This window comes from Nannocystis exedens (genome assembly GCF_002343915.1).
GTDB lineage: Bacteria > Myxococcota_A > Polyangia > Nannocystales > Nannocystaceae > Nannocystis > Nannocystis exedens.
Genome location: NZ_NETK01000001.1, coordinates 10375244 through 10388149, shown reverse-complemented (window position 1 = coordinate 10388149; position 12906 = coordinate 10375244). Strand labels below are relative to the sequence as shown.

Here is a 12906-nt window from a genome sequence, read left to right as displayed (position 1 = left end):
CCGATGGCCGGCGGTCGCTTCCTCGTGCTCGGCGCCGGCGGCCTCGGCTGCCCTGCCCTGCTCGGCCTCGTCGGTGCTGGCGCGCGTCACGTCGGCGTCGTCGACTGCGACGTCGTCGACGCGACCAACCTGCATCGCCAGGTCCTCTACGACCTCGGCGACGTCGGTGCGCCCAAGGTCGAGGCCGCGGCCCGGCGCTTGCGTGCGACGGACCCGCGGCTGCAGGTCGAGCCGATCCCCCTCCGCCTCGACGAGCGCACGCTCTCATCGCTGCTCGCGGCCCAGTCGCCGGGCACCGTCGTCCTCGAGTGCAGCGACCAGCCCGACCTCAAGTTCCTCGTCCACGACCTGTGCGGCGAGCACCGCCTCGACCTCGTCATCGGCGGCGTCCAGCGCTGGGGCGGCCAGGCGATGGCCGTGCGTCACGGCGCCGGCGCCTGCTTCCGCTGCGTCTTCGAGGCCGCGCCGCCGGCCGAGCTCGCGCCCTCGTGCGCGGCCGTCGGCGTGCTCGGCGCCGCCGCCGGCGCGCTCGGCTTCATGATGGCGCACCTCGCGGTCGCCCTCGACGCCGGCCAGGACATCGCCGGCACGCTCGTCGCGCTCGACCTCCGCGAGCTTCGCCCGCAGCAGATCCGCCCGGCCCGGCGAGCCGGCTGCTCCGGATGCGACCCTCACGCGCCTCCGCCCGCCCGCGGCCCGCTGGGGCCAGCCTGCGCCTCGGCGGCGGGAGCGGCTTGCAGTCGCTGAAACCTCTGTTCATTATACTGAACACACCGTCATGCCCAACGTCCGGATCCCCACTCCCCTGCGCAAGTACACCCAAGGCCGCGAAGAGGTCACGATCGCCGGCCAGACCGTCGGCAGCGTGCTCGACGGCCTGGAGCAGAGCTACCCGGGCATCAAGGAGCGGATCTGCGACGAGGCCGGCAAGGTGCGGCGGTTCGTCAACGTGTTCGTCGGTGAGGACGACATCCGCTTCCTCGACAACCTCGCCACCGCGGTGAAGGACAGCGACGAGATCAGCATCGTCCCCGCGATCGCCGGCGGTTGAGCGGCACGCCACATGCTGCCCACCGGCCGCGAACAACTCCTGACCGACCTGCGTCCGGCGCGAGCTGTCCGAACGGACAGCATCGTCGACCTCGTCGGCAACACCCCGCTGGTGCGGCTGCACCACATCGAGCGCGACGCGCCCGGCGTCGAGATCTGGGCCAAGTGCGAGTTCTGCAACCCGGCCGGCTCGGTCAAGGATCGGGCCGCGCTGCGGATCGTCCGCGACGCGCTGGAGCGCGGGCTCTTGCGCCCGGGCGTGCGCCTCATCGACAGCACCAGCGGCAACACCGGCATCGCCTACGCCATGGTCGGCGCCGCGCTCGGCGTGCCCGTCACCCTGGTGATGCCGGAGAACGTCAGCGCCCCGCGCAAGCAGGTCACCACCGCCTACGGCGTCGAGATCGTCTACAGCAGCCCGATGGAGGGCAGCGACGGCGCGATCCGGCTGGCGCACGAGCTCGTCGAGCGCGAGCCCGATCGCTGGCACTACGCCGACCAGTACAAGAACCCGAACAACCCGCTGGCGCACTACCACACGACCGCGCCCGAGATCTGGCAGCAGACCGGCGGCCGCGTCACTCACTTCGTCACCGGCATCGGCACCAGCGGCACGGTCGTCGGCACCTCGCGGCGGCTGCACGAGCTCGACCCCGCGATCCGCTGCATCGCCATCCAGCCCGACGACGCCATGCACGGCCTCGAGGGCATGAAGCACCTGCCCTCGAGCATCGTGCCGGCGATCTACGACCCGAGCGTGCTCGACGACACGATCTGGATGCCGACCGACGAGGGCTGGGACATGGCCGAGCGGCTGGCCAAGGAGGAGGGCCTGTTCGTCGGCCACTCCTCCGGCGGCAACGTCGCCGGCGCTTTGCGGGTCGCCAAGCAGCTGTCCGCCGAGGGCCGCCGCGGCGTGGTCGTCACCATCCTGTGCGACCGCGGCGACCGCTACTTCGTCCCGCTGCGCTGGGAGAAGCGCTACCTGTGGTGAAGGACATGTCCGAGACGCCAGGTTCCGAATTCGTCATCCCCGCCGCGCTGCTGGCCCGGATCTACGCCCAGTCGCGGGCCGAGTTCCCGAGCGAGTGCTGCGGCTACCTCAGGGGTCGCGGCGCCGACATGCGGCTCTATCCGTGCAAGAACTTCATGGACAAGCTGCACGCGATGGACCCCGAGACCTACCCGCGCACCTCGGCCAACGGCTACAACTTCGGCGGCCGCGAGCTGATGGAGTTCACGCGCGCGTTCGACGGCGACGATCCGCCCACGATCATCTACCACTCGCACCCGCGGGTCGGCGCCTACTTCTCGGCCGAGGACGAGGCCGCGGCGCTGGCTGCCGGCTACCCCGTCGACTACCTGGTCGTCGACGCGCAGGAGCACGAGATCGCCGGCGCCGTGCTGTTCCGCCGCGTGCGCGACGTCGGCCCCGGGGCCTACGTCGAGGTCGCGCGCTTCCCCGGCGAAGCGCGCTAGAGCCGGTCGCCGAAGTCCGTCCGGGCGGCCCGGAGAGCCGCCCGCGCGCTCGAAATGCCCCGGTCGAGGCACTAGACTGTGCGGGTGCTGGTCGCCCTCCTCGTCGCCGCGCTCGTCGGACCCGGCCCCGCCGGCGGTCCGACCGGCGAGCACGAGGGCGACAAGAAGGCCGCCTACCTCGCGGCCAAGCGAGCCGCCCCGCCGGCCCGGCGCGCGTGTTGCCCGAAGGACATGTCCGATGGCACATGTCTCATCGACCCGGCCTGCCGCGACTCCCCGCGCGCCGGCGCCGAGGCCGAGCCCGTGCTGTTCGCCCGGCACCTGCACACGCTCGAGGTCATGCCGCTGCGGGGCCCGCACCCCGAGGGCGCGCTGGCGCGGTTCTTCCGCTGCCGCTTCACCGACGAGCTGGCCAGCCACCCGGCCGAGCTGATCGCCGGCGTCATCGCGGCCGCCGACCACTTCGGCGCCCGCGAGGTCCACATCGTCAGCGGCTTCCGCCACCCCAAGTTCAACCTGATGCTCACCAAGAAGGGCCGCGAGGTCGCGCGCGACAGCCAGCACGCGCGCAGCCAGGCGATCGACTTCTCGCTGCCGGGGGTCAAGGCCGACAAGCTGTACAAGTACGCGCTCAAGCGGTGGAAGGGCGGCGTCGGCTACTACCCGGTCAGCCAGTTCGTCCACCTCGACACCGGCAAGCGCCGGACCTGGAAGGGCCACTGATGGCGCGCGCGGCCCCCGTCGGCTTCGCCCTCGCCCTGGTCCTCGGGTCATGTTTCGAGGGACAGGCGCTGTGGGGCGAGCGCTGCGAGGCGGACGCCGACTGCGGCCCCGGCCTGCCGTGCCAGGACGACGGCGTGTGCGCCCGCGAGCGCCGCTGCAGCGGCATGACGATCGACCTCGCCGACCTGCGGCCGCAGGTCGCCTGGCTGCTCGACCACTCGAAGTCGATGCGCCGCTGCCTCGACGACCCCGAGGAGCGCGAGCGCTGCGCCCAGGCCGACGACCCGCCCGGGCCGTCGCGGTGGGACGGCGTCCACCAGCTCGTCCACGCCGTCGTGCCCGAGTTCGCCGACCGCGTCGACTTCGGCGCCGTCGTCTTTCCGACCCCGACCCTCATCTCCGAGCAGGGCATCTGCAACCTCAACGACAACTCGCGGGTCCCGTTCGACGCCGAGGACGCCGCCGCGGCGATCCTCGCGGCCGTCCCCGAGGACACCTCGTCGCCGCCGATCGGCGAGAACCCGCTGCGCGAGGCCTGGTCCAACCTGTTCGAGCCGAGCGAGGGCGGCCCCGTGCGCGCCCGCGCGATCGTCCTCGTCAGCGACAACCCGCCCAACTGCACCGCCACGCCGCAGATCAGCTCGGACTTCGCCGAGAAGCTCGACGTCGAGGTCTACCCGCTGGTCGAGCAGAGCTTCGCCGGCGGGATCCCCACCATCGTCGTCGGCATCAGCGTCATGGACGTGATGGCCCCGCCCGCCGCCGGCGACAGCATGATCGACGACGTCAACCCGCACGAGTACTTCAACCAGCTCGCGCTGGCCGGCGGCGCGGCGCAGGCGGGCCCCGAGCACTACCTCCACCTGCGCGACAGCGCCGCCCTGCCGCAGGTCATCGCCGGCCTGCGCGAGCGCCTGGCTCCCCTGGCCGACGAGGTCGATGCGTGCCGGATCCGCATCGACGCCGCGCCCGACTACCCCGACCTCGTCGCCCTCGACGTCGACGGCCGCATGCACCGCGCCGACCCCGACTGCACCGACGAGCAGGCGTGGCGCTGGCGCGACGACGACCACCTCGCGCTCGAGCTGTGCCCTGACGCCTGCGCTCGCCTACACGCGGGCGCGATCGCCCGGTTGCGCTTCGGCTGCCCGTAGCGATCGACACGCGACCCGCAATTGATTGCGACGCGGCGGGTACTGCCCTGTCATGCCGCGCTCACTCCTTTCCATGGCTTGGTTTGCGCTCCTCCTCTCCGCGTGTCCCGGCGGCGGTAAGGCCGACAGCGACAGCGACGCCACCTCGGAGGTGGTGACCAGCATCCTCCCGCCGACGACGCTGGACGACAGCACCAGCACCGGCGAGCCCGGGACCGCCACCCTGGACGAGCCCGATCCGACCACCACGAGCAGCAGCACCACCGACGACGGGCCGATCAAGTGCGACGACTTCATCCCGGCGACGCCCGAGCCGATCATCCCGCGGATCGTCCTCGTGCTCGACAAGTCGGGCTCGATGCTGCTCGAGTGGGACCACGACGGCGATCCTGCCACCGAACCCGTGACGCGCTGGTCGAGCCTGCGCGCGGTCGTCGAGTCGATGGTCGGCGGCCTCGACAGCGTCGTCCAGTTCGGCGCCGTGCTGTTCCCGTCGCTCGCCGCGACCTCGAAGCCGAACATCGACGCCTGCGTCGTCGACGCCGAGCCGCTGGTGCCCGTCGGACCGCAGAGCGGCGCGGCGATCCTGGACGCCATCCCGCCGGGCGACACCACCACGATCGCGGGCGGCACCCCGTCGACCGAGGGCATCCTCGCCGCCGTCAGCGAGCTCGACGGCCTCGGGGGCGACGAGCCGAAGTTCATCATCTTCATCACCGACGGCGCCGCCAACTGCGACCCCGACAACGAGGCGCTGTTCGACGACTACGACGGCCGCCTGGCCACCACCGTCGCCGACGCGCGCGCCGCCGGTTATCCGACCCACGTCGTCGGCATCGACATCTCGAACGCGCTCACGCCGGTGCTGCAGGACGGCAACCCGGACGGCATCAACCCCTACGAGAAGCTCAACGAGCTGGCGGAGATCGCCGGCACCGCGCGGCCGGGCGACGAGAAGTTCTACAACGCCACCAACGAGCAGGAGCTGCAGGCCGCGCTGATGGCGATCACCGGCGACGTCGTGTCGTGCGAGATCGGCCTCGGCAAGCCCGTCCCGGACTTCTTCTACATCCAGTTGGTCGAGATCGGCGAGGAGGGCCCCGACGAGCAGGAGTACCCGGGCATGGACACGCAGGTCGGCGATTGCGACAGCGAGAGCGGCTGGAAGTACACGACCCCCGCGCGTGACGCGATCCTGCTGTGCGGCGCGGCCTGCGAGCACTACAAGGCCACCGGGCGCATCGAGATCGAGTACGGCTGCTTCATCCCCTGAAGAGTTCGGCGCCGCGCGGGTCCGGGGCGAGCGAGGGCGCGCATGCTCCGGACCCGCCGCGGTCGCCGTTTTGGCTTGGCTTAGCCTCCTTTTTTCGCCCTCCCAATTGAAAGCGCGGGCGCGGGTACTGCCCCGGCATGCAGCGCCCTCTGTTCGTAACCGTAGCTTCCGTCGCGCTCCTGAGCGCGTGCCCTGGCGAAGACAACGACACCGCGGGAGCCAACTCGACCCCCGGCACGACCGGCGTCGAGCTGCCTCCGCTGACCAGCACCACCGGCACCACCGAGCCGGACGACCCGACCACCGGGGCACCCACCAGCACCGGGCCCGACGTCACCGGGACCACCACCGAGGACGGTCCGCTGGTGTGTGACGAGTTCGTGCCGATGGCGATCGAGCCCGTCATCCCGCGGGTCATGCTCGTGCTCGACAAGTCGGGCTCGATGATCTCGGAGGAGTCCGGCTTCTGGGACCACGACGCTGACCCCAACACCCCCGACATCACCCGCTGGATGAGCCTCCACTCGGTCGTCGAGTCGATCTTCGCCGGCCTCGACAACGTCATCAACTTCGGCGCGGTGCTGTTCCCGTCGCTCACCGCCACCAGCGCCTACGGCCCGGCCGCCTGCCCGGTCGATCCCGACCCGCTGGTGCCGATCGGCCCGCAGAGCGGCGCCGCGATCCTCGCCGCCTTGCCGCCGGCCGACACCATGACGATCGCCGGCGGCACCCCGGCCGCGGCCGGCATCCAGGTCGCCCTGGAAGAGCTCGCCAGCCTCCAGGACGACGAGCCGAAGTTCATCATCCTCGTCACCGACGGCGCCGCCAACTGCAAGGCGGGCACGGTGACGCCCGAGCTGTTCAACGCGTACGACGACAACCTGCCGCTGGTGGTCGCCGAGGCCGCGGCGATGGGCTTCCCGACCTACGTCATCGGCATCGACATCGAGGACGTGTTCTCGCCGACGGTGGTCGACGGCAACCCCGACAACACCAACACCTACGAGAAGCTCAACGAGCTGGCCGAGCTCGGCGGCACCGCGCGGCCCGGCGACGAGAAATTCTACAACGCCCTCAACCAGACCGAGCTGCAAGACGCGCTCAACGCGATCACGCAGCAGGTCGTCTCGTGCGAGATCAAGCTCGGCGAGCCGGTCCCGGAGATGTTCTACATCCAGCGCGTCGAGGTCGGCGGCGACGACGACCCTGCGCAGCAGGTCTACGAGGGCCAGGACACGCAGGTCGCCAACTGCGACGACGAGGCCGGCTGGAAGTACACCACGCCCGACCGCGACGCGATCATCCTCTGCGGGGACGCGTGCGAGCTCTACAAGGAGACCGGCGTGGTGCAGATCGAGTACGGCTGCTTCATCGGCTGAAAGGCCGCGCGGGGGCGAACGCCCTCGCGCTCGCTTTGTCCTCGCTCTCCGGCCGCGGGTGCCGCCAAGATGGCAGCGCCCGCCATGAGTCGCCCTCGCCCGTCCGGGGACCCGCACCGGGCGTCGGCCAGGTGTGCGCACCCCGGTTCACCAACACCGACGCGGGCGTCTGTCCGTTGCCGTAGGCAGCTCGCGTCAATCCGTCGCCGCCGGCAGGTGCAGCCAGAACTTCGAGCCTTGCGGCTCGGCCGGCTCGACCCCGACCTGGCCGTCCATCGCCTCGGCCAGGTGCTTGACGATCGCCAGGCCGAGGCCGGTGCCGCCGACCTCGCGCGAGCGGCCCTTGTCGACCCGGTAGAACCGCTCGAACACCCGCGCGCGGTGGCGGGCCTCGATGCCGGGGCCGTTGTCCTCGACCTCGATGCGGACCATGTCGTCGCGCTTCTTGGCGCGCACCACGATCTTCCCGCCGACCGGGGTGTACTTGACCGCGTTGTCGATCAGGTTGAGCAGCACCTGCTCGAGCGCCTGCTCGTCTGCCCAAACGGTCATGTCCTCGGGGACATCCGACGTGATCTCGATGTGCTTCTCCTGGGCCAGGCGTTCGACCTCGTCGATCGTGTGGGCGACGATCGGCTCGAGCTCGATCTCGTCGGGGCTGATCTCGTAGGTCCCGGCCTCGATGCGGGAGATCTCGAGCAGGTCGGCGACCAGCGCCGCCAGGCGGTCGGCGCTGCGCAGCTGGGCGTCGAGGAACCGGCGCGCGACCTCCGGCTTCTCGATCGCCCCGTCGAGCAGCGTCTCCGCGTTGGCGCGGATGATGCTGACCGGCGTGCGCAGCTCATGCGACACGTTGGCGACGAAGTCGCGGCGGACCCGCTCGAGCCGGCGGATCTCGGTCACGTCGTGCATCACCACCACCGCGCCCTGCTGGTTGCGCAGCGGGCTCGCGTACGCCAGCACCTGCCGCGGCGGCGTCGTGCGGGTCTCGAACTCGCGGCGCTCCGGCTGGCCGGCCAGCGCGCGCTGCACCAATTCATGGAGCGCGGGGATCGGGATCCGCTCGGCCAGCGTCGAGCCGCCGTGCTCGATCGACAGGCTGAGCAACCCGAGCGCCGCGCGGTTGATCAGGGTCAGCTGCTGCGCCTGGTCGACCGCGACCACGCCCTCGTCCATGCTCTCGAGCACCGCCTCGAAGCGGCTGCGCTCGGCCGCCAGCATCCCCACCGTCGTCTCGAGCTCGGCCGCCATGCGGTTGAGCGAGCCGATCATCCCCGGCTCGTCGACCGGCTCGGCGGGCACGCGCGGCTCCTCGCCGTCGACCGCCCGGCGCGCGTCCTCGACCAGCGTGCGCAGCGTGCGGGCCAGGAAGTGCGACGCCAGGCCGCTCAGCACCACCGCGCCGGCGAGGCTGAGCAGGCCGGCGATCCCGAGCGCGATCCGCAGGCGACGCACCGCCGCGTCCATCTCCTCGAGCGGGCGGGCGACGCGGACCGTGCCCGTCACCGCGCCGGCCGTGAACGGCACCGCGATGTACATCATGTCGGTGCCGAGCGTCGCGCTGTAGCGGACCGCCCGGCCCTCGCCCTCGGCGACCGCGGCGACGACCTCGGGGCGGTCGCTGTGCGAGTCGACGGTCGCCAGCTCGCCCTCCGCGATCTCGGAGTCGCCGAGCACCTTGCCCGACGCGTCGATGATCGTCACCCGCGCGCCGCTTGCCGCGCCGAGTTGGTCGGCGACCGCGTCGGCGGGCGCGTCGTCGTAGGCCAGCGCGACCCGGGCGACCCGCGCCTGGGCCAGCAGTTCGGCCTCGGCGCGGCCGTGGGCCCACTCGCGGATCTGGCCCTCGAGGTAGCCGCCGGCCACCAGCACGACCGACAACACCAGCAGGACCGAGACGAGGAACAGCTTGCCGCGGACGTCGAGCCTCACGGTTCGTCGTCCTCGGCCGCGCGCAGGTCGGTCGTGAAGCGGTAGCCGACCCCGCGCAGCGTCTGCACGTAGTCGGCGATGTCGCCGAGCTTCTTGCGCAGGCGGCGGACGTGCGTGTCGACCGTGCGCGTCGTCAGCCCCGGCTGCACGCCCCACACGTCGGCGAGCAGCGCGTCGCGGGTCTGGACCCGGCCGCGGCGGGCGATCAGCGTCGTCAGCAGGCGGAACTCGAGCGCCGTCAGCGTGACCTCGCCCTCGTCGACCCACACGCGGTGGCCGTCCATGTCGACGCGGAGCCGGCCGTACGGCGTCGGCGCCAGAGTCGTCTCGGCCGGGGCCTTGCGCCGCAGCACCGCCCGGATCCGCAGCATCAGCTCGCGCAGGCTGAACGGCTTGACCACGTAGTCGTCGGCGCCGACCTCGAAGCCGACCACGCGATCGACCTCCTCGGCCTTGGCCGTCATCATGATCACCGGCATCGCCCGCGTGCGCTCGCCGGCGCGGAGCTGCTGGCAGACCTGCGTGCCGGACATGTCGGGCAGCATCAGGTCGAGCAGCACGAGGTCGGGCGCCGGCTCGGTGACCGCGATCTCGAGCGCTTGCCGACCGGTGTAGGCCGACCGGGTGCGGAAGCCCTCGCGCTCGAGCGCGTACTCGAGGGTCGCCACCAGATCGCGTTCGTCTTCGACGATGAGAATCAGCCCGCTCATGTTCGCCCCGAACCCCGGCGCGGGCGCATCATACACCCTTGGCCTGCGGCGCGGCGGCGGGCGCCAGGACCGCGGCCAGCAGGTTCAGGGCGTCGACCGTGGTGAAGATCCCGGCCACGCGGCCCTCGTGCATCACCACCGCCGAGCCGTACTTGTGCGCGGCCATCGTCCGTACCACTTCGCCCACCGTCACGTCGGGGCCGACGCGGTACGGGTCCTGCGTCATCGCCTCCTCGACCTTGACCGCGTCGGGGTCGACGTCCCGCAGGCTCTCGATGAGGTCGATGTCTCGCTCGCTGAGGATCCCGAACAGGTACCCGCCCTCGAGCACGGGCAGGTGACGGATGTGGTGCTCGTGCATCCGCCGGGCCGCGTCGGACAGCGTCTGAGCGCGTCCGATGGTGATCGGGGCCGGCGTCATCACGTCGCGGACCGGGGTGGAATGGTCGACCATGGCCGGGAGGCTACGCTCTCCCGCGCGCACGGAAAAGGTGAACAACCTCGCGCCGACGATCTAAAATTCGCCGCGCATGTACACCCGCATCCTCGCCGCCCTCGACGGGTCCCCGCGGACCGACCTCGTCCTCCGCCAGGCCGCGGAGCTCGCCGCCAGCCATGGCGCCGCCCTCGATCTCTGCCGGGCCGTCAACGTCCCGCTCGGCATGCCCGTCGAGGCCTGGTCGCTCAGCGGCGAGGAGCTCGGCTCGCGCCTGGTGGAGCTCGCGCACCACGACCTGCGGAGCTTGCGAGGCTCCCTCACGGTCGCGTTCCCCGGCGAGATCCACGTCCGCCTCGGCCGACCCGCCCAGGTGATCTGCGACATCGCCGACGCCATCGGCGCCGACCTCATCGTCCTCGGCAGCCACGGCTTCGACACCCTCGATCGCCTGCTCGGCACCACCGCCGCGCGCGTCGTCAACCACGCGCCCTGCAGCGTCCTCGTCGTCCGCCCGCCGCGCGACGCCGCCGCCTGATCCGGCCAGCTGTCCGGGCGCGCACGCCCTGCGGACCGTCCCCGACGCGATCGCTGCGACAGCCGGCGACTGCGCTCGATCGACGGCTCAGGTCCCGCGCGCCGGACGCTTGCGGGCCGAGAACCACTCCCGGTAGCGCTCCATCTTCGTCTGCTGCTCGGCCGGCGCCCGCCGCGAGCAGGTCTTCGCCTCCTCGCTGCCGGCCGGCGCGCCCCAGCGGTGCTCCGGGCAGTCGTTGGGGTTGTAGGCGACCTCGAGCGCGCGCGCGCGCGCCACCAGCTCGCCGAGCCCGAGCGGCCACTTCGATCCGTCGCTGCGCACGTACTCGAAGCGGAACTTCGGATCGGCGAGCAGCTTGTCGCGCGCCTCTTCGAGCCGGCGGACGACGCCCTCGAGGTCCTTCTCCGCCGCGAACACCGCCGGCTGGCGCCGCACCTTGTCGGCGAAGCCGCGGACCACGTCGATGGCGATGAGCAGCCGCAGGTCGCGCGCCGGCGTCGAGTACGACTCCCACGAGCCCGTCGTCTCGAACACCGCGAAGCCGTCCGGCATCGCGATCGTCGCCCCCGGGCTCTGCTTGAAGAACGCGTCGCCGTTGCCGACCGACGTCACGCGCACGCGCGCCTGCTCGTACAGCGCCGCCACCGCCTCCTCGAGCGCGAGGAACGGGTCGCGCGTGCCCGGGGAGATGATCGCCTCCATGCGGTCGTAGAACGCCGGCGCCGTCAGCGAACCCTGCTCTTGGGACAGATCGCCGTAGTCGGCGTGCGCCGCGATCTCGGCGTCGCCGAGCGGCGTGGCCGCGCCGTCGCGGATCGTGATCGGGCGGAAATTCTTGAACCCCGAGCCGCCGAGCAGCGGGTCCGGGTTCCACAAGAAGTTGCCCTCCCAGAACCGCTTGCGGGTGATGCTGCCGTCGGGCTGGCCGTCGACCGCGTACAGCACCCCCGGGCGCCCGCCCTCGCCGGCGAACAGCTCGACCAGCACCAGGATGTGCCCGTATGGATCGGCGTAGACCGTGCCCGGCCGCAGCGAGCGGCGATCGAGGCGCACGGGATACAGGTCGCTGCGCTCGTCGCCCAGCGCCACGCGCCCGTTGCCGGTGTGCACACCCCACGCCAGCGTGCGGCGCATGAAGTGCTGCACCGCCCCGAGCTGCCCCGGCTGCGGCCCCGAGCCGGCCGGGGCCGCCAGGTTCGACGTCGCCTCGCCGCAGCGCGGCGGCTTGCCCGGCCCGCCGCGCGAGCAGCCGCGGAACGCGAACGGCAGCGCCCGCTTCCAGCTGTAGTACGCGCGCAGGAAGTACGGCGTGTCGGCGCAGTCGGGCCGCATGTGCAGCCCGCCCTGCTGCGGCGCCGCGTCCTCGCCCCACCCGTACGCGTCGTGGAGGAGGTTGCGCGCCGGGTCGCGCGTCACCTGGTCGAGCGCCGTGTACGCCAGATCGACCCCCGGCTCGGCGTGGAACAGCGCCCGCACCCACGCCGAGTACAGCGCCTCTTCGCCGCTGTCCCACGCGCGCTGGCTCGACCACACCGCCGTGCCCGCCGGCGGCGGCGCGTCACGCCCCGCCCGCTCGCGCACCTTCACCTTGAGGCAGGCCTTGCCGACCCCGCCGCGGCCCGCGACGATCACCAGCTCGCCCGCCTTGTCCGGCGTCACCGTCGCCAGCGCCGCCGCCGGGGCGCCTGTCCAAAAGCGCATGTCCGAAGGAGCAGGCCCGCCCTCGACCCGCAGCGCCAGCGCCTCCTCGCCCGCCAGCGTCGCCGCCAGCACCCGCATCGGTTGCCCGACCGCCGGCCGCTGCGGCGACACCAGGATCCCGTAGGCCCGATCGTCGGCCGCCGGGCACTCGCCCGCGTCCGCCGCGGTCGGCAACGGCCGCGGCGCGGCCGGGACGGCTGCCGCGACCGGCGGCGCCGACGGCTCGGCGCTCGTCGGCTCGCTCGCGGTCACCGGCGGCGCCGGGCTTGCCGTCGCCGGCCGACCCGCGGAGGTGTCGGCCGTCGGCGTCGCCCCACACGCCGTCAGCGAGGCGATCGCGATCCACTCGAGGCGCATGCGAGACATCGGCGACCCATAGCGAGATCTCGCAACCACCGCCAGTCTCTCGCACCACCGCGTTCGCGCCGCCACCGCGACAGCTCGCGGACCCCCGCCGACCGCCTCGACTCGACCTCTCCTTTTACTTCACCTTTTTTCGCTCAAGAGACTTCAACTTCTCGAAAAATTCCA

General features: G+C 72.1%; 13 protein-coding genes. 9 read left to right on the top strand and 4 right to left on the bottom strand.

Going from position 1 to position 12906, the window contains the following annotated elements:
* Nucleotides 1-3: 3 nt before the first annotated feature.
* The 8 genes from NAEX_RS40500 (at nucleotide 4) to NAEX_RS40465 (ending at nucleotide 7058) form a co-directional block, all read left to right on the top strand.
* Entirely contained in the window at nucleotides 4-747 is a 744-nt protein-coding gene (locus NAEX_RS40500) for a HesA/MoeB/ThiF family protein (RefSeq protein WP_096332807.1), read from the top strand.
* Between the two features lie 31 nt (nucleotides 748-778).
* Nucleotides 779-1051 (top strand): ubiquitin-like small modifier protein 1, encoded by a 273-nt coding sequence (locus tag NAEX_RS40495; protein ID WP_096332806.1) that lies wholly within the window; start codon nucleotides 779-781, stop codon nucleotides 1049-1051.
* Between the two features lie 12 nt (nucleotides 1052-1063).
* Nucleotides 1064-2044, top strand: a complete 981-nt coding sequence (locus NAEX_RS40490) for a PLP-dependent cysteine synthase family protein (protein WP_096332805.1) — start codon at nucleotides 1064-1066, stop codon at nucleotides 2042-2044.
* Between the two features lie 5 nt (nucleotides 2045-2049).
* A complete protein-coding gene (locus tag NAEX_RS40485; RefSeq protein ID WP_143140634.1) occupies nucleotides 2050-2529 on the top strand; it encodes a M67 family metallopeptidase in 480 nt (159 codons plus the stop codon).
* Nucleotides 2530-2613: 84 nt separating this feature from the next.
* Entirely contained in the window at nucleotides 2614-3252 is a 639-nt protein-coding gene (locus NAEX_RS40480) for a YcbK family protein (protein WP_100793013.1), read from the top strand.
* Nucleotides 3252-4406 (top strand): hypothetical protein, encoded by a 1155-nt coding sequence (locus tag NAEX_RS40475; protein ID WP_096332802.1) that lies wholly within the window; start codon nucleotides 3252-3254, stop codon nucleotides 4404-4406. Before NAEX_RS40480 ends, NAEX_RS40475 begins: the two co-directional genes overlap by 1 nt.
* 73 nt (nucleotides 4407-4479) lie before the next feature.
* Complete coding sequence (locus NAEX_RS40470) at nucleotides 4480-5679, top strand: vWA domain-containing protein (RefSeq protein ID WP_170136423.1); 1200 nt, start codon at nucleotides 4480-4482, stop codon at nucleotides 5677-5679.
* A gap of 137 nt (nucleotides 5680-5816) precedes the next feature.
* A complete protein-coding gene (locus tag NAEX_RS40465; RefSeq protein WP_096332800.1) occupies nucleotides 5817-7058 on the top strand; it encodes a vWA domain-containing protein in 1242 nt (413 codons plus the stop codon).
* Between the two features lie 195 nt (nucleotides 7059-7253).
* On the opposite strand, the gene NAEX_RS40460 is transcribed toward NAEX_RS40465, so the two are convergent.
* From NAEX_RS40460 to NAEX_RS40450, 3 genes are read right to left on the bottom strand one after another with little or no spacing between them, the layout of a single operon-like run.
* On the bottom strand, nucleotides 7254-8990 hold the full coding sequence (locus NAEX_RS40460; RefSeq protein ID WP_096332799.1) for a sensor histidine kinase: 1737 nt from the start codon (nucleotides 8988-8990) through the stop codon (nucleotides 7254-7256).
* Entirely contained in the window at nucleotides 8987-9700 is a 714-nt protein-coding gene (locus NAEX_RS40455) for a response regulator (protein WP_096332798.1), read from the bottom strand. Before NAEX_RS40455 ends, NAEX_RS40460 begins: the two co-directional genes overlap by 4 nt.
* A gap of 28 nt (nucleotides 9701-9728) precedes the next feature.
* Nucleotides 9729-10154 carry a CBS domain-containing protein gene (locus tag NAEX_RS40450; protein WP_245913908.1) on the bottom strand — a complete coding sequence of 142 codons (426 nt, stop codon included), beginning with the start codon at nucleotides 10152-10154 and terminating at the stop codon, nucleotides 9729-9731.
* A 76-nt stretch (nucleotides 10155-10230) separates the two neighbouring features.
* Between NAEX_RS40450 and NAEX_RS40445 the strand changes: the two genes are divergently transcribed.
* Nucleotides 10231-10674, top strand: coding sequence for a universal stress protein (locus NAEX_RS40445; protein WP_096332797.1), 444 nt, complete (start codon nucleotides 10231-10233; stop codon nucleotides 10672-10674).
* Between the two features lie 87 nt (nucleotides 10675-10761).
* Here the strand turns inward: NAEX_RS40445 and NAEX_RS40440 are convergent, their stop codons facing one another.
* Nucleotides 10762-12741 (bottom strand): hypothetical protein, encoded by a 1980-nt coding sequence (locus tag NAEX_RS40440; RefSeq protein WP_143140636.1) that lies wholly within the window; start codon nucleotides 12739-12741, stop codon nucleotides 10762-10764.
* Between the last annotated feature and the right edge of the window lie 165 nt (nucleotides 12742-12906).